Source organism: Streptomyces sp. NPDC088157 (assembly GCF_044741545.1).
Lineage (GTDB): Bacteria > Actinomycetota > Actinomycetes > Streptomycetales > Streptomycetaceae > Streptomyces.
In genome coordinates this window covers 397554-413712 of record NZ_JBIUSU010000001.1, presented here as the reverse complement: position 1 = coordinate 413712, position 16159 = coordinate 397554, and the positions used below count along the sequence as shown (strand labels likewise).

Here is a 16159-nt window from a genome sequence, read left to right as displayed (position 1 = left end):
GGCCGCCCGGAACGTCGTCGCCCCGGGCAGGTGTCACGTGGAAGGATGACGCAACCGACACATATCCGAGGAGATGACCGCGTGCCTGGCACAAACCTGACTCGCGAAGAGGCGCAGCAGCGGGCGAAGCTGCTCACCGTTGACTCGTACGAGATCGATCTCGACCTCTCCGGCGCGCAGGAGGGAGGGACCTACCGGTCCGTCACGACGGTGCGCTTCGACGTCGCGGAGGGGGACACGGAGTCCTTCATCGACCTGGTGGCGCCCACCGTCCACGAGGTCACGCTGAACGGGGACGTCCTCGACGCGGCGGGGCTGTTCAAAGACTCCAGGATCGCGCTGCCGGGCCTGCTGACGGGCCGTAACGTCCTGCGCGTCGTCGCGGACTGCGCCTACACCAACACCGGTGAGGGTCTGCACCGCTTCGTCGACCCGGTCGACGAACAGGCGTACCTGTACACGCAGTTCGAGGTGCCTGACGCCCGTCGCGTCTTCGCCTCCTTCGAGCAGCCTGACCTGAAGGCCACCTTCCAGTTCACCGTGAAGGCGCCGACCGGCTGGACCGTCGTCTCCAACTCCCCGACGCCGGAGCCCAAGGACGACGTCTGGGTCTTCGAGCCGACCCCGCGGATCTCCAGCTACATCACCGCGCTCATCGTCGGGCCGTATCACAGCGTCCACAGCGTGTACGAGAAGAACGGCCAGTCGGTGCCCCTCGGCATCTACTGCCGGCCCTCCCTCGCCGAGTACCTCGACTCGGACGCGATCTTCGAGGTCACGCGGCAGGGCTTCGACTGGTTCCAGGAGAAGTTCGACTACGCGTACCCGTTCAAGAAGTACGACCAGCTGTTCGTGCCGGAGTTCAACGCGGGCGCGATGGAGAACGCGGGCGCGGTCACCATCCGCGACCAGTACGTGTTCCGGTCGAAGGTGACCGACGCGGCGTACGAGCTGCGCGCGGAGACGATTCTGCACGAGCTGGCCCACATGTGGTTCGGCGACCTGGTCACCATGGAGTGGTGGAACGACCTGTGGCTGAACGAGTCGTTCGCCACGTACACCTCCATCGCCTGCCAGGCCTACTACCCGCAGTCGCGCTGGCCGCACTCGTGGACCACGTTCGCCAACTCCATGAAGACCTGGGCGTACCGGCAGGACCAGCTGCCTTCCACCCACCCGATCATGGCCGAGATCCGCGACCTGGACGACGTCCTCGTCAACTTCGACGGCATCACCTACGCCAAGGGCGCGTCCGTCCTGAAGCAGCTCGTGGCCTACGTCGGCATGGACGAGTTCTTCGCGGGCGTGCAGGCGTACTTCAAGCGGCACGCGTTCGGCAACACCCGCCTGTCCGACCTGCTCGGCGCGCTGGAGGAGACCTCCGGCCGTGACCTCGGCACCTGGTCGCAGAAGTGGCTCCAGACCGCCGGCATCAACATCCTGCGCCCCGAGATCGAGACGGACGCCGCCGGTGTCATCACGTCCTTCGCGATCCGCCAGGAGGCCCCCGCGCTCCCGGCCGGCGCCAAGGGCGAGCCGACGCTGCGCCCGCACCGCATCGCCGTCGGTCTGTACGAACTCGACGACGACAGCGGCAAGCTGGTGCGTGACGAGCGCGTGGAGCTGGACATCGACGGCGCGCTGACGGCCGTGCCGCAGCTGGTCGGCAAGCGCCGTCCGGATGTCGTCCTGCTCAACGACGACGACCTGTCGTACGCCAAGGTCCGCCTCGACGAGCAGTCGCTCGCCTTCGTCACCGAGCACCTCGGCGACTTCGCGTCGTCCCTGCCGCGCGCCCTGTGCTGGGCGTCGGCCTGGGACATGACCCGGGACGGCGAACTGCCCACCCGCGACTACCTGTCCCTGGTGCTGTCCGGCATCGGCAAGGAGTCCGACATCGGCGTGGTCCAGTCGCTGCACCGCCAGGTCAAGCTCGCCATCGACCTGTACGCCGCCCCGACCGCCCGCGAGGCCCTGCTGACCCGCTGGACGGATGCCACGCTCGCCCACCTGCGGTCCGCCGAGGCGGGCAGCGACCACCAGTTGGCGTGGGCGCGGGCGTTCGCGGCCACCGCCCGTACGCCGGAGCAGATCGACCTCCTGGAAGCGCTGCTCGACGGAGGCCAGACCATCGAGGGCCTGGCCGTCGACACCGAGCTGCGCTGGGCGTTCGTACAGCGTCTGGTGGCCGTGGGGACCTTCGACGAGGCGGACATCGCCGCCGAGTACGAGCGGGACAGGACGGCCGCCGGTGAGCGGCACGCGGCGACCGCCCGGGCCGCCCGGCCGACCCCGGAGGCCAAGGCGGAGGCGTGGGCGTCGGTCGTGGAGTCCGACGACCTGCCGAACGCCGTGCAGGAGGCGGTCATCGGCGGCTTCGTCCAGACCGACCAGCGTGAGCTGCTCGCGCCGTACACGGACCGGTACTTCGACGTCGTCAAGGGCATCTGGGACTCGCGTTCGCACGAGATCGCCCAGCAGATCGCGGTCGGCCTCTACCCGGCGGTCCAGGTCTCCCGGGAGACGCTGGACAAGACGGACGCCTGGCTGGCCTCGGCCGAGCCGAACGCGGCCCTGCGCCGTCTCGTCTCCGAGGCCCGCGCGGGTGTGGAGCGCGCGCTGAAGGCCCAGGCGGCGGACGCCCAGTAGTCCAGGCAGTCCTTAGCAGCGGAGGGCGCCCGATGTCGCATCGGGCGCCCTCCGCCACACCCGGACCACGGCGCGCTCACCGCCACACCCCGACCCCAGCGCGCTCACCGCCACACCCCGACCCCAGTGCGCCCTCCACCACACCCCGACCCCAGCGCGCCCTCCACCACACCCCGACCCCAGCGCGCTCACCGCCGGAGCGCCGGGCCTGTCACGTCCGGCCGGTGCCGGTCGTCCCGGGCGCTCCTCCCTGCGGGCCCGAACGTGCGTACGGCCGTCCCGCCTGTCCGCGACTGCCCCGCCACCGTCGCCCCGAAGGCCAGCGCCATGCCCGTCAGCTGTACCGGCGTCAGCGCCTGGCCGAGGGCGGCCCAGCCGACGACGGCGGCGGTCAGCGGGGAGAGCGGGCCGAGGAAGGTGACCTGGGTTGCGGTGAGCCGGCCGATGCCGCGGAACCAGAGCCAGTACGAGATCGCCGTGTTCGCCAAAGCGAGGTAGAGGTAGCCGCCCACCGCGCTGCCGTCCAGAGCGGGCGGGGCGCCCTCGACGAGGAAGGCGAGCGGGGCGATGAGCAGGCCGCCCGCGGTGAGCTGCCAGCCGGCGAGGGCGAGCGGACCCACACCGTCCGGACGGCCCCACTTCTTGGTGAGGACCGTGCCGGCCGACATCGAGGCGGTGGAGGCGAGCGCCGCGAGTACGCCGAGCGTGTCCAGCGCCCCGGCCGCCTTCAGCACCACCAGGCTGACGCCGAACGCGGCCAGGACGCCGGCCAGCACGGTCCGGACGGTCGGCCGCTGCCCCAGCAGCAGCGCCGAGAGACCGACGACGAACAGCGGTCCGACCGAGCCGACGACCGCCGCCATGCCGCCGGGAAGCCGGTAGGCGGAGAGGAAGAGGAGCGGGAAGAAGGCACCGATGTTCAGCGCGCCGAGCACCGCGGCCTTCCCCCACCAGACGCCGCGCGGCAGCACCCGGACGAGGGCGAGGAGCAGCAGCCCGGCGGGCAGGGCCCGCATCAGGCCGGTGAACAGGGGGCGGTCGGCGGGGAGGAACTCGGTGGTGACGGCGTAGGTGGTGCCCCAGGAGACCGGGGCGAGAGCGGTGAGCAGAACGGTCGTGGGCCTCTTCATGAGAATTAGCTTAGCGCCAAGCTACTTACCGTCAAGTGGCTTAGCGCCTATCGTCTTAGTGCCTATCGTCTTAGTATCGAGCGGCTTAGTATCGAGCGACTTAGCGGAGGCCCACTTTCTCGTCGGCGACCGGGCTGAGGGGATACTCGTCCCATGAGCAGCCCGCAGCCCCCGCGCAAGGACCCGGTCGACGCGATCATCGAGCAGTGGGCGACGGTCCGGCCCGACCTCGACACCGGCGCCATGGAGGTCTTCGGCCGGATCTCCCGGCTCGCGCGCGCGATGGGCGACAAGATGGAGAAGGCGTACGCGGCTCTCGGCATCGGACGGGGCGAATTCGACGTACTCGCCACCCTCCGCCGCTCCGGCGAGCCCTACACCCTCTCGCCCCGCCAGTTGTCGGCGACGCTCATGCTCACCACCGGCGGCATGACCGGCCGCCTGGACAAACTGGAACGGGCCGCCCTGCTGCGCCGCTCCCCCGACCCGCACGACCGCCGGGGCCTCCAGGTGACCCTGACCGAGAAGGGGCTGGAACTGGTCGACCGGGCGGTCGGCGCGGGCCTCGCCGCCCAGACCGAGGCCCTGACCGCCGCACTGGACCCCGAACGGGCCGGCCAACTGGCTGAGCTGTTGCGGGATTTGCTGTTGGCCACGGAGACGCCCGGGAGTTGAACCGCGGACCTGCCCCGTCGATCGGAGGGTCGGTCGGCCGCCGCGGGGCACGGGACCGGGACACGGTGCGGGCGGGACGGCCCTGACCGGGCGGCGCCCCGGAGCGGACGGTGCCCGGAAACGAGTCGAGGGCGTCGGCCCCGCCACGTACGGCATACGCGTACGTGGCGGGGGCCGACGCCCTCGGGCCCGGAGACCGGGCCGGAAGTCAGGGGGCCGAAAGTCAGGCCTTGGCCTTCGCCCGGCCCTTGACGGTGATGTTGGAGCTGGTGGTGTCGCCCCTGTCCTTCGACTTGTCCAGGACCCACACCAGTCCGGCGATCAGCAGGAACAGCCCGATGGGGGCCACCACGTAGAGGCCCAGCGTCTCGACGACGCTCAGACCCGGGCCGGGGTCGTCTCCGTCGTCGCGGGTCAGCGCGAGCGCGGGGGACGACATGAGCAGCATCATCAGCGTCGTACCGGCGGCCAGGGCGCCGGCGCGCAGGGCGTTCTTCTTGTCCACGGTGCCCAAGTTAGCGAACGGTGTCGGGGAGCGCGCGCCCGGGGTGCCGTATGAGCCTGCGGGACGCTTGTGCGACCGCCCCCGCGGGCTGCCGCCTCGTCCTCAGGTTCCCTCGGAGGCGGCGCCCCCGGGTGGGCCGTCCTGCTCCCGCAGTACGTCGATCAGCGCCCGCAGCCTCGGCGAGGCCGCCAGCTCCTCCAGAGTCACCGGGCGGCCCTGCGCGTCGGCGATCGGCAGCCGCCAGTTCGGGTACTGGTCCCAGGTGCCCGGGAGGTTCTGCGGGCGTCGGTCGCCGACGCCGTCCGGGAGCCAGACGCCGATCATGCGGGCGGGGGTGCGCAGCAGGAAGCGGTGGACGGCCTGGACCTCGGCCTCCTCGGAGGAGCGGTCGCCGCCCCCGCCGGTGCCGGCCAGGAGTCCGAGACGGGTGAGCAGGCCCAGCCACTCCGCCGCGTCGTTGGCCGCCTCGGCGCGCTCCTCCTCCACGGGCCGGGTCAACAGGCCCAGCCGGTCACGCAGTTCGACGTGCTCGCCGGTGAGCCGGGCGGCGGTGGACGGCAGGTCGTGCGTGGTGGCGGTGGCCAGGCAGTCGGCGCGCCAGCGGTCGGGGGACAGGGGTCGCCCGTCGCCGTCCCAGTCGCGTTCGAACCACAGGACGGACGTGCCGAGCACCCCTCGTTCGCGCAGGGTCTCGCGCACGCCGGGCTCGACGGTGCCCAGGTCCTCGCCGATGACCAGCGAACCGGCCCGCGAGGCCTCCAGTACCAGGACGGCGAGCATGGCCTCGGCGTCGTAACGGACGTACGCGCCCTCCGTCGGCGGCTCGCCCTGCGGGACCCACCAGAGGCGGAACAGACCCATGACGTGGTCGATGCGCAGGGCGCCGGCATAGCGGAAGAGTGCCTTCAGCAGGCGCCGGTAGGGGGCGTAGCCGGAGGCGGCCAGCCGGTCCGGGCGCCAGGGGGGCAGGCCCCAGTCCTGGCCGCGGGCGTTGAAGGCGTCCGGCGGTGCGCCCACCGACATGCCGGCGGCGAAGTACTCCTGCTGCGCCCAGGCGTCGGCGCCCTCGGGGTGCACGCCGACCGCCAGGTCGTGCACGATCCCGACGGGCATGCCCGCCTCCCGCGCGGCGCGCTGGGCGGCGGTGAGCTGGGCGTCGGTGAGCCAGGCCAGGCGGGAGTGGAAGTCGACGCGGTCCATCAGCTCGCCGCGGGCGCGGGTGGTCTCGGCGGAGCGCGGGTCCCGGAGTCCGTCCGGCCACTGCCGCCACTGGGACCCGTGCACCTCGGCGAGCGCGCACCAGGTGGCGTGGTCCTCCAGGGCCTGTCCCTGCTCGGCGAGGAAGTCGCAGTAGGCGGCGCGCCGGCCGGGCCCGAGCGGCACGCGGGCGACCAGTTCCAGAGCCTGCCGCTTCAGCTCCCACACGGCGTCGCGGTCGATCAACTCGCCCTTCTCCAGGACGGCTTCGCGCAGCCGCCCGGCGCGCTCGAGCAACGCGGGCCGCAGGCCGTCGTCCTGGACGTGGGCGAACTCGGGGACGTCCTCGATGCGCAGGTGCACCGGGTCGGGGAAGCGGCGTGAGGAGGGCCGGTACGGGGAGGGGTCGGTCGGGGCGCCGGGCACAGCCGCGTGCAACGGGTTGACCTGCACGAATCCGGCCCCGAGCGCCCGCCCTGCCCAGGCGGTCAGCTCGCCGAGGTCACCGAGGTCGCCCATGCCCCAGGAGCGCCGGGAGAGGAGGGAGTACAGCTGGACGAGGAGTCCGTACGAGCGCCCCGCGGGTGCGGGCAGGCGGGGCGGGGCCACGACGAGGTGGGCGCGGCCGGTGCGCCCGTCCGGTGCGGTGACCGTCAGCTGGTGCACCCCGAGCGGGAGTTGCTCGACGGAGTCGCGGCTCTCGCCCTGCTCGGTCCGTACACCCAGGACGGTGCCCTCGGGAAGGGCGGCGAGGGGCTCGCAGGGGCTTCCGCGCCAGCACACCACCGTGGGCGGCAGCAGCCGCTCGCCCAGCTCCCGTTCCCGGGCGGCGAGCGCGGCACGCACGGCCTTCGGGCTGCCCGCGTCGACGCCGAGGGCGGCCAGGGCGCGGGTGACGGCGCCGGCCGAGGCCGTCACCGTGCGGTCCGGGGAGGGCTGGTAGGAGGTGGCGACGCCGTGCAACGCGGCGAGCCGGGCGAGCTCCTCTCCGGGGGGTGCGGTCATCTAGGGCCTCGTGGAGTCGGAGTCCGCGACGGCGAGCGGCGGCTCGCTGGTCAGGGGCTCGGCGTCGGGCAGCGGGGGTTCGCTGGTCAGCGGGGGTTCGGCGCAGGTCCCCTCGGCGCTGAAGGCGCAGAGACGGGGGTCCTGGAACTCGGCGGGGGCGGTGGCGGAGGGCTCCGCCAGGCGTTTGGAGCGGGCCGGCGCGATCACGGTGGCCTCCTCGTCGGGGATGTCATCGGTTACCCCAGCCCTACCCAGCGGACGCGGGGACAGACGTCCTCACGTCATTACACGCTGCCACACGCCCCCGGAGCCCGCCCCGACACGGCCGACCTGCGCACCGGCGGCACCACCGCCGCCGGGATCCCCCTGCTATTCACTCAGTACATATAGCGAGTATATAGTCGCCACCATGAGCACCCGGCACGTCCTCCTGGGGCTGCTCGCGGCGGGGCCGAGCCATGGCTACGACCTCAAGCGACGCCATGACGAACGCTTTCCGCAGGCCCGTCCGCTGGCCTACGGCCAGGTCTACACAACGCTGCAACGGCTGGTCCGCGACGGTCTCGCCGAGGTGGACCGCACCGACGCGGACGGCGGTCCGGAACGGACGCTGTACCGCTCGACGGACACCGGTTCGCGCGAGCTGGCCCACTGGGCGGGCGAGATCGCCCCGCCGGCGCCCTTCGTGACGAACGAGATCTTCGCCAAGGTCGTCGTGTCGATCCTGGCGGGCGGCGACCCGGCCGCCTATCTCCGCGCCCAGCGCGCCGCGCACATGGACCGGATGCGGGAGCTCACGGCCGTCAAGACCGCCCCGGGCTCCGACCTGGCGACCGTCCTCTCGGCGGACTACGCCCTCAACCACCTCGACGCCGACCTCCGCTGGATGCACACGACGGCGGCCCGGCTCACCACTCTGACCGCGGAGGTCGACCCAGCATGAGCAACAAGGGGGACGCCCTGGCACCGCTGCTTGCGGGCCGGGACCTCGTCAAGGAGCACGGCAGAACACGGGCTCTGCGGGGCGCCTCGGCGGAGCTGTGGGCCGGCGAGATCCTCGCCGTGACGGGGGCCAGCGGCAGCGGCAAGTCGACGCTGCTGCACTGCCTGTCCGGCATCGTCCGCCCGGACGGGGGCTCGGTCGTCTACGCCGGGCAGCGGCTCGACCGGCTGCCGGAGAAGCGGCTGAGCGAGCTGCGCCGCACGGAGTTCGGCCTGGTCTTCCAGTTCGGCCAGCTGATCCCCGAGCTGACGGCCGTGGACAACGTGGCGCTGCCGCTGATGCTCGCCGGAGCCGACCGCGCCGGGGCCCGGGAGCGGGCCGGCCGGTGGCTGGAGCGGTTCGGGGTGCGCGGCCAGGAGGAGCTGCGGCCGGGCGAGCTGAGCGGCGGCCAGGGCCAGCGGGTCTCCCTGGCCCGGGCACTGGTGACCGGCCCGAAGGTGGTGTTCGCCGACGAGCCGACGGGGGCGCTCGACTCGCTGGCGACCGAGCAGGTGATGACGGCCCTGGTGCACACGGCCCGCGAGTCGGGCACGGCGGTGCTGTTGATCACGCACGACGCGCAGGTGGCCGCGTACGCGGATCGCGAGGTGCGGCTGAGTGACGGCGCCGTGGCGTCGGCGGAGGTGACGGCATGACCTCGGACATACGCGGCGGATTCCGAGGCGGCGCGGCTGCCGACGTCCGGCTCGCCTGGGCGCTGACCCGGGGGTCGAACCGCCAGGAGTGGTGGCGGGCCGGGCTGACGGCGGCGGGGGCGGCGCTGGCGACGGGGTTCGCCCTCGCGGCCGTCGCGCTGGGCTCGCTCCGGGGTCACCACCGGGTGCCGTTCGCACACGGCCTGTTGGACCAGCCGGGCGAACGCTCGGGTGTGATCGTCAGCCTGCTGCTCCTGCTGGTACCGGTGCTGGGGTTCCTCGGGCAGTGCGCCCGGATCGGCGCGGTGCACCGGGACCGACGGCTGGCGGCACTGCGGCTGGCGGGGGCCACCCCTGCCCAGGTGCGCCGGATCGCCGCGCTGGAGACAGGTCCGGCCTGTCTGTCGGGGTCGGTCCTCGCCACCGCCGTCGCGGTCCCGGTCCTGCTGGGGATGTGGGACAGCCCGTCCCTGTGGACCTGGGCCGGATTCGCGCTGGTCCTGCTGGGAGTGCCCGCGCTGGGGGTGGCGGCGGGTGTGCTGGCGCTGCGCCGGGTGGTGGCCTCGCCGCTCGGGTGGGTGCGCCGGGTGCGGCCGACCAGCGGCAAGGGGCCGGCAGTGCTGTTCACGGGCGGTGTGCTGGTGGTGCTGCTGCTCGCCCTGTGGGCCGTGGGGAACGCCTCCGGCACCGGCCGGGAGGGGGTGCCGGAGGCGGTGCTCGGTCTGGTCCTCACGGTCGGCGCGGGCACGGTGTGGCTGTCCGGGGCCACGGCCGGGGCGGTCGGGCGGCTGCTGGCGGGCCGGGCCCGTTCCGCGGCGACGCTGATCGCGGCGGAACGGCTGCGCGACGATCCCTGGGCGGCGGCCCGTACGCACGCGGCGGTCCTGCTGGTCACGGTCGTCGGCACGGGATTCGTCGGATTCCGGCAGGCGTTTCTGGCCGATCTGCACGCCACGAGCCGCAGGAACCAGCTCGGCATGGACATGGCCTTCTACACGACCGGCGTCGATCTGACGGCCGCCGCGATCCTGGTGGGCCTCGCGATCACCCTCTCCGGGCTCGCCGTCGGCACCGCCGAGTCGCTGGCGAACCGTCGCCGCGCCCTGGCCGCGCAGGTCGCCGCCGGGGTACCGCGATCGGTCCTCGGCCGGGCGCTGCTCCTGGAGACGGCGCTGCCGCTGGCCCCCGCGGTCGCGTTGGCGGGCGCGGGCGGCATGGCGATCGGCGTCTGGTACGGCTCACTGGCCCAGGAGTACGTCGGCCGGCCGGTGCCGTACGCCGCGCTGCTGGTCCCGGTGGCCGTGTACGCGTGCTGCCTGCTGGCGGCGGCCACGTCACTCCCCCTGCTGCGCCGCTGCGCGCACCCGGCGGAGCTGCGCTACGCGTGACGCTCCGGCTCCGGGGGCACGGGGGACCCCCGGAGCCGGTCACACCCGGCAATGGGCGGTGGTGACACGGTGCGAAGACCCGGACGGCGCAACGCAAAGACCCGGATCGTCAGGCGGAGATGCCGTCGATCCGGGCCAGGGCGTCGTCCGCGCCGAACGGCTGCAAGTACGGAAGCCAGCGCGGGTCGCGGTGTCCGGTGCCGATGATGCGCCAGGCGAGGCCGGAAGGGGGCGCGGGTTTGTGGCGCAGCCGCCAGCCGATCTCGACGAGGTGCCGGTCTGCCTTGACGTGGTTGCAGCGACGGCAGGACGCCACGACGTTGTCCCACACGTGTTTGCCCCCACGGCTGCGCGGGACGACGTGGTCGACGCTGGTTGCGACGCCACCGCAGTACATGCACCGGCCCCCGTCGCGGGCGAACAGCGCCCGCCGGGTCAGAGGAACGGGCCCCCGATAGGGAACCCGGACGAATCGCTTGAGCCGGACCACGCTGGGTGCGGAAACCGTGACGGTCGCGCTGTGCATGAAGGCGCCGGATTCCTCGAGGGAGACTGCCTTGTTCTCCAGGACGAGGACGAGCGCGCGGCGGAGCGGTACGACGCCGAGCGGCTCGTACGACGCGTTGAGGACCAGGACATGCGGCACGGATGCCTCCTTGGGCGTCGGCGGCGCGTGGCTCGCGCCGGGACGATCTGTGGTCAGTCTCCCCTCTTGCCTGGTGGACGCGCCACCATGTCCCGGTAACGGGCCGGGAGTGTTTTCGACCACACCCACTTTCTCCCCCGGATCATGGCCTGTTCAAGCGCAGGTGAGGACCGTCTCTCCTTCACGGATCTCGCCGGAGCACACACAATGCCCGGTTAGTGTGGTGGTTCTGCCCGTCCGGTGACCTTTCCGTGACCTCGCAGTGCGTGTCGCCCTTGACCGCCGCACCGAATGGAGCAGTGCAGCACCTGGAGGTACCTGCCGTGTCCTTGCCCGCCGTCCTACTGGCCGCCGATGCGTCGCCGTCGCCGACTCCTTCGGAGTCGCCGACCGCGGTGACGGTCCCGACCCTTCAGGACGCCCAGGAGAGCGCGACGAACGCGGCCAGCTGGGTCGAGCAGAACTGGTCGACCTGGCTGGCGATCGGTCTGAGAGTCCTGCTGATCCTGGTGATCGCGGTGGTGCTGAGAGTGGTGGTGCAGCGGGCGATCACCAAGATGATCGATCGGATGAACCGCACCGTCGCGTCGGTCGACGGCACGGCGCTGGGCGGGCTGCTGGTCAACAACGAGCGGCGACGTCAGCGCTCGCAGGCGATCGGCTCGGTGCTGCGTTCGGTGGCGAGTTTCCTGATCCTCGGCACGGCGGCCCTGATGGTGCTGGGCACCTTCGAGATCAATCTGGCCCCGCTGCTGGCCTCCGCCGGTGTCGCGGGCGTGGCGATCGGTTTCGGCGCGCGCAACCTGGTCACCGACTTCCTCTCCGGTGTGTTCATGATCCTGGAGGACCAGTACGGCGTCGGCGACCAGATCGACGCGGGCGTGGCCAGCGGCGAGGTCATCGAGGTGGGGCTGCGGGTGACGAAGCTGCGCGGTGACAACGGTGAGATCTGGTACGTCCGCAACGGTGAGGTCAAGCGGATCGGCAACCTCTCGCAGGGCTGGGCGACCGCCGGCGTCGACGTGACCGTGAAGGCGTCCGAGGACCTCGACCTGGTCAAGGCCACCCTGGACGAGGTCGCCGAGAAGATGAGCAAGGAAGAGCCCTGGAACGAGCTCCTGTGGAGCCCGATCGAGGTGCTCGGCCTGGACAGCGTCCTCCTGGACTCGATGGTCGTCCGCGTCTCCGCGAAGACGATGCCCGGCAAGGCCCTCGCCGTCGAGCGGGAGCTGCGCTGGCGCGTCAAGCGCGCCTTCGACGCGGCCGACATCCGCATCGTGGGCGGCGCGACCGCCCCCGTCACGGAGGACCCGGCCGATCCGACGGCCCTGGTCGCGGCGCCGTCGGTGTTCGCCAACGCGGACTCCCCGCAGGTGGCGGCGGCGAGTCCGATCGCCCAGCCGCGGGCGGCCGCCCCGGCGACCCCCGCGAAGTAGCGGTCCGCCGGAAGGCCGCACCCGGGGCGCCCCGGGTGCGGCCTTCCGGCATGTCACGGCCTTTCGGCGCGTCCCGCGCCGTGCCGGCCGTCCGCCCACCCGCGAACGTTCCGCCCCCGAAGTAACGACTCTGTTGCCTCGGGGGCATTTCCCCTTTCACTCCTTGACGTCCCCTTCGTGACGGGCTTACGTTCCTGCCAGCCGATAGGAAACTTTCCTAACAGTGGCCGTATGTGGACTTGCGTCCGGCGGCACTGAGAAGCTGGGCAGTTCAGAAAGGCAGGTGTCGACCCCATGGCAGGAACCGCCGGTACGCCGGGCACCCCGCGCGTCCTGCGCGCCATGAACGACCGCGCCGCACTCGACCTCCTGCTGGCGCACGGCCCCCTGTCCCGCACCCGCATCGGCAAGCTCACCGGCCTGTCGAAGCCGACCGCGTCCCAGCTGCTGGCCCGCCTGGAGGCGGCGGGACTGGTGCTCGCGACCGGCACCACCGAGGGGCGCCCCGGCCCCAACGCCCAGCTGTACGAGGTCAATCCGGCCGCCGCGTACGCCGCGGGACTCGACGTCACCCCGGAACGCGTCCTGGCCGCCGTCGCCGACGCCACCGGCCGGACCGTGGGCGCCTTCGAGGTGGCCACGCCCGGCCGGAAGACCGCCGAAGCCGTCGTACGGCAGGTCACCGACGCCCTCGACGGCGCGGTGAAGACCGCGGGCCTCACCCGGGACGACGTACGACGCCTCGTCGTCGCCACCCCCGGCGCCTTCGACCCCACCACCGGTCGGCTGCGCTACGCCTCCCACCTGCCCGGCTGGCACTCCCCCGCGCTGCTCGACGACCTCGCCGCAGCGCTGCCGATGCCGGTCGAGTACGAGAACGACGTCAACCTCGCCGCCGTCGCCGAACAGCGCCTGGGCGCGGCCCGCGGTCACGAGGACTTCGTCCTGCTGTGGAACGAGGGCGGTCTCGGCGCCGCCCTGGTCCTCGGCGGCCGACTGCACCGCGGCTGGACCGGCGGCGCCGGAGAGGTGGGTTTCCTGCCGGTTCCGGGCGCACCCCTGGTCCGACAGGTGACCAAGGCCAACAGTGGCGGCTACCAGGAGCTCGCCGGCTCACAGGCCATTCCCCAGCTGGCCCGGGAACTCGGCATCACCGGCATCCCGTCCGGGCCCTACGCCGAGGTCGCCGCCGCACTCGTCGAGCGGGCCGCCGCCGAGGACACCGTCCTGAACCGGCTGCTGCTCCAGACGTACGCGACCCGGCTCGCGACCGGTCTCGCCTCGCTCGTCTCCGTGCTCGACCCCGAACTCGTCGTCCTCAGCGGCGCCTCCCTGACCGCCGGCGGCGAGGTGCTGCGCGCCCTCGTCCAGGACGAGCTGGAGGAACTGGCCGCGTCCCGGCCGAAGCTCGTCATGAGCGACGTCACCGAACGGCCCGTGCTGCGCGGCGCGCTGGAGAGCGCGCTGGCGGCCACCCGCGACGAGGTCTTCGACACCTCGCGCTAGCCGCACCACCACCCCTCCTCTCCCACCTTCACCTCACCCCGCTCCACCTCATCCCTTTCACCTGCCCTGTTCCTGGAAGGCTCCGCCATGCCCACACGCATACCCGAAGTCGTCCGAAAGGCGGCTTTCGCCCTCACCGCCTCCACGGCCCTCCTGCTCAGCACCACCGCCTGTACCGGCCAGTCCGCGACCGGATCCGACGACGACGCGTCGAAGGAGACGACCCTCACCTTCTGGCACGCCTGGAGCGCGCCGAACGAGGTCAAGGCCGTACAGGCGCTGGTCGCCGGCTTCGAGAAGACGCACCCCAACATCCATGTGAACGTCGTCGGCAACATGACCGACGACAAGATCAACCAGGCGCTGCGCGCGGGCGGCACCAAGGCGCCGGACGTGATCTCGTCGTTCACCACCAACAACGTCGGCAAGTTCTGCTCGTCGGGGGCCCTGGTCGATCTCAACCCCTTCTTCAAGAAGTCGGACATCGACGCGAACGCCATCTTCCCGAAGGCGATGAACGAGTACACCCAGTTCGAGCTCAACCGCTGCGCGGTTCCGCTGCTGGGCGACGCGTACGGCCTCTACTACAACAAGACGGCCTTCGCGAAGGCAGGCATCACCGACCCGCCGAAGACCTGGACCGAGTTCGAGGCCGACGCCAAGAAGCTGACGATCACCCAGGGGAACACGTTCAAGCAGCTCGGCTTCATGCCGAACTACCACGGCTGGGAGACGACGACCGAGCACTACATGGGCCAGTTCGGTCCGACCTACTTCAACAAGTCCGGCAAGTCGACGCTCGCCACCGACCCGGCCGTCGCCGACGCCTTCACACTGCAGAAGAAGCTCGTCGACGAACTCGGCGGCTTCAAGAAGCTGGAGACCTTCCGCTCCACGCTCGGCGACGAGTGGGGCCCGAAGCACCCCTTCCAGACCGGTCAGGTCGCCATGCAGCTCGACGGCGAGTGGCGCCTGGGCATGGCCCTGGACGCCAAGCCGGGCTTCGACATCGGCGTCGCCCCGCTCCCCGTCCCGGACGACCAGGTGGCCCAGTACGGCAAGGGCTACATCACCGGCACCATCGCCGGCATCGCCGCCACCAGCAAGAAGCAGAACGCGGCCTGGGAGCTGGTGAAGTACATGACCACCGACACGGCCGCGGTGGTCGCCTTCTCCAACGCCATCCACAACGTGCCGTCCACGCTGGCCGCCCTGAAGTCCCCGGACCTGAAGTACGACCCGCGCTTCAAGACGTTCCTGGACATCGCCGCGAACCCGAACTCGACCACGTCCCCGGCGTCGATCAACGGCGGCGTCTACCTGACCACCGTCCAGCAGCTCGGCTACGACTACGAGAGCGGCAAGGTCACCGACCTGAGGGCCGGCCTGAAGAAGGCGGCCGCACAGATCGACACGGACATCGCGCAGGCGAAGTAGCGATGACCACCCACACGTTGAGGGCGAAGCACCGGCGCTCGGCACTGCGCAACTTCGCCTTCCTCTCCCCCTGGCTGATCGGCTTCGCGGTCTTCTTCGCGTACCCGATGATCTCGACGGTCTACTTCTCGTTCATGCACTACGACGGCTTCAAGCCGCCCACGTGGAGCGGCACGAAGAACTGGACGTACGTCTTCGAGCACTACCCGTTCTTCTGGCCTGCCCTGCGCAACACCCTGTGGCTGGTCGTGATCATGGTGACCATGCGGGTGCTGTTCGGACTCGGCATCGGCATGCTCATCACGAAGATCAAGACGGGTACGGGTGTCTTCCGCACCCTCTTCTACCTGCCCTACCTCGCCCCGCCGGTGGCGGCCACCATGGCCTTCGCGTTCCTCCTCAACCCCGGTACGGGCCCGGTCAACTCGATCCTGGAGAAGATCGGCGTCCCGGCCCCGGGCTGGTTCAACGACCCCGACTGGTCCAAGCCCGCCCTCACCCTGATGTTCCTGTGGGGGGTCGGTGACCTGATGGTCATCTTCATGGCCGCGCTGCTCGACGTGCCGAAGGAGCAGTACGAGGCGGCGGAACTGGACGGCGCCTCGGCGTGGCAGCGGTTCCGGTTCGTCACCCTCCCCAACATCTCGCCGATCATCATGTTCGCGGTCGTCACCGGGGTGATCGCGGCGATGCAGTGCTACACACAACCCCTGGTCGCCGGAAAGGTCGCCTCGGGGGTCATCCAAGGGGCGGGCACCATGTTCGAGCCCGGCTACCCCGAGCACTCCACCCTCACCCTCCCCCAACTCGTCTACAACCTCGGCTTCCAGCGCTTCGACTACGGCTCCGCCTGTGTCGTCGCCCTGGTCCTGTTCGCCCTGTCGATGGCGTTCACCGCGCTCCTCATGCGGCGCCGGGGCGGCCTCATCCAGGCAGGTGACTGACCC

At 71.6% G+C, this 16159-nt stretch carries 14 protein-coding genes; 9 read left to right on the top strand and 5 right to left on the bottom strand.

The features are described from left to right. The first annotated feature begins 81 nt into the window (after positions 1-81). Positions 82-2649, top strand: a complete 2568-nt coding sequence (gene pepN, locus ACIPFH_RS01785; RefSeq protein WP_401822078.1) for an aminopeptidase N — start codon at positions 82-84, stop codon at positions 2647-2649. Between the two features lie 188 nt (positions 2650-2837). On the opposite strand, the gene ACIPFH_RS01780 is transcribed toward pepN, so the two are convergent. Beyond that, positions 2838-3779: an EamA family transporter gene (locus ACIPFH_RS01780; protein WP_401822076.1), complete on the bottom strand. Its 942-nt coding sequence runs from the start codon at positions 3777-3779 to the stop codon at positions 2838-2840. 153 nt (positions 3780-3932) lie between these two features. Between ACIPFH_RS01780 and ACIPFH_RS01775 the strand changes: the two genes are divergently transcribed. Next, entirely contained in the window at positions 3933-4454 is a 522-nt protein-coding gene (locus tag ACIPFH_RS01775) for a MarR family winged helix-turn-helix transcriptional regulator (protein WP_401822074.1), read from the top strand. A 223-nt stretch (positions 4455-4677) separates the two neighbouring features. Here the strand turns inward: ACIPFH_RS01775 and ACIPFH_RS01770 are convergent, their stop codons facing one another. From ACIPFH_RS01770 to ACIPFH_RS01760, 3 genes are all read right to left on the bottom strand, one after another. After that, the gene (locus ACIPFH_RS01770; protein ID WP_401822072.1) at positions 4678-4959 is read right to left on the bottom strand and encodes a hypothetical protein; all 282 of its coding nucleotides are present in this window, start codon (positions 4957-4959) and stop codon (positions 4678-4680) included. A gap of 102 nt (positions 4960-5061) precedes the next feature. After that, the gene (gene malQ, locus ACIPFH_RS01765; RefSeq protein ID WP_401822071.1) at positions 5062-7161 is read right to left on the bottom strand and encodes a 4-alpha-glucanotransferase; all 2100 of its coding nucleotides are present in this window, start codon (positions 7159-7161) and stop codon (positions 5062-5064) included. Further along, the gene (locus tag ACIPFH_RS01760; protein WP_401822070.1) at positions 7162-7368 is read right to left on the bottom strand and encodes a hypothetical protein; all 207 of its coding nucleotides are present in this window, start codon (positions 7366-7368) and stop codon (positions 7162-7164) included. 202 nt (positions 7369-7570) lie between these two features. Here ACIPFH_RS01760 and ACIPFH_RS01755 point away from each other — a divergent pair, with 202 nt between their 5' ends. From ACIPFH_RS01755 to ACIPFH_RS01745, 3 genes are read left to right on the top strand one after another with little or no spacing between them, the layout of a single operon-like run. Then, positions 7571-8104: a PadR family transcriptional regulator gene (locus ACIPFH_RS01755; RefSeq protein ID WP_401822068.1), complete on the top strand. Its 534-nt coding sequence runs from the start codon at positions 7571-7573 to the stop codon at positions 8102-8104. Then, a complete protein-coding gene (locus ACIPFH_RS01750) occupies positions 8101-8799 on the top strand; it encodes an ABC transporter ATP-binding protein (RefSeq protein ID WP_401822066.1) in 699 nt (232 codons plus the stop codon). The genes ACIPFH_RS01755 and ACIPFH_RS01750 overlap by 4 nt, the downstream gene beginning before the upstream one ends. Further along, entirely contained in the window at positions 8796-10187 is a 1392-nt protein-coding gene (locus tag ACIPFH_RS01745; protein ID WP_401822063.1) for an FtsX-like permease family protein, read from the top strand. Before ACIPFH_RS01750 ends, ACIPFH_RS01745 begins: the two co-directional genes overlap by 4 nt. A gap of 109 nt (positions 10188-10296) precedes the next feature. Here ACIPFH_RS01745 and ACIPFH_RS01740 read toward each other — a convergent pair whose 3' ends face one another. After that, positions 10297-10833 (bottom strand): HNH endonuclease, encoded by a 537-nt coding sequence (locus ACIPFH_RS01740; protein WP_328481826.1) that lies wholly within the window; start codon positions 10831-10833, stop codon positions 10297-10299. Between the two features lie 323 nt (positions 10834-11156). Here ACIPFH_RS01740 and ACIPFH_RS01735 point away from each other — a divergent pair, with 323 nt between their 5' ends. The 4 genes from ACIPFH_RS01735 to ACIPFH_RS01720 all read left to right on the top strand — a co-directional run bounded on the left by ACIPFH_RS01735 (position 11157) and on the right by ACIPFH_RS01720 (position 16156). Further along, entirely contained in the window at positions 11157-12269 is a 1113-nt protein-coding gene (locus ACIPFH_RS01735; RefSeq protein WP_401822061.1) for a mechanosensitive ion channel family protein, read from the top strand. Between the two features lie 294 nt (positions 12270-12563). Further along, positions 12564-13775, top strand: a complete 1212-nt coding sequence (locus ACIPFH_RS01730) for an ROK family transcriptional regulator (protein WP_401822059.1) — start codon at positions 12564-12566, stop codon at positions 13773-13775. An 87-nt stretch (positions 13776-13862) separates the two neighbouring features. After that, positions 13863-15212 (top strand): ABC transporter substrate-binding protein, encoded by a 1350-nt coding sequence (locus tag ACIPFH_RS01725; RefSeq protein ID WP_401822056.1) that lies wholly within the window; start codon positions 13863-13865, stop codon positions 15210-15212. 2 nt (positions 15213-15214) lie between these two features. Then, on the top strand, positions 15215-16156 hold the full coding sequence (locus ACIPFH_RS01720) for a carbohydrate ABC transporter permease (protein WP_401822054.1): 942 nt from the start codon (positions 15215-15217) through the stop codon (positions 16154-16156). The last annotated feature ends 3 nt before the right edge of the window (positions 16157-16159 follow it).

What these genes read in the sequence shown, in the direction of transcription:
- ACIPFH_RS01775 (WP_401822074.1), top strand. Translation starts at nt 3,933, where the DNA reads ATGAGCAGCCCGCAGCCCCCGCGCAAGGACCCGGTCGACGCGATCATC.
- malQ (WP_401822071.1), bottom strand. Translation starts at nt 7,161, where the DNA reads ATGACCGCACCCCCCGGAGAGGAGCTCGCCCGGCTCGCCGCGTTGCAC.
- ACIPFH_RS01720 (WP_401822054.1), top strand. Translation starts at nt 15,215, where the DNA reads ATGACCACCCACACGTTGAGGGCGAAGCACCGGCGCTCGGCACTGCGC.
- ACIPFH_RS01750 (WP_401822066.1), top strand. Translation starts at nt 8,101, where the DNA reads ATGAGCAACAAGGGGGACGCCCTGGCACCGCTGCTTGCGGGCCGGGAC.
- ACIPFH_RS01745 (WP_401822063.1), top strand. Translation starts at nt 8,796, where the DNA reads ATGACCTCGGACATACGCGGCGGATTCCGAGGCGGCGCGGCTGCCGAC.
- ACIPFH_RS01730 (WP_401822059.1), top strand. Translation starts at nt 12,564, where the DNA reads ATGGCAGGAACCGCCGGTACGCCGGGCACCCCGCGCGTCCTGCGCGCC.
- ACIPFH_RS01780 (WP_401822076.1), bottom strand. Translation starts at nt 3,779, where the DNA reads ATGAAGAGGCCCACGACCGTTCTGCTCACCGCTCTCGCCCCGGTCTCC.
- ACIPFH_RS01725 (WP_401822056.1), top strand. Translation starts at nt 13,863, where the DNA reads ATGCCCACACGCATACCCGAAGTCGTCCGAAAGGCGGCTTTCGCCCTC.
- ACIPFH_RS01755 (WP_401822068.1), top strand. Translation starts at nt 7,571, where the DNA reads ATGAGCACCCGGCACGTCCTCCTGGGGCTGCTCGCGGCGGGGCCGAGC.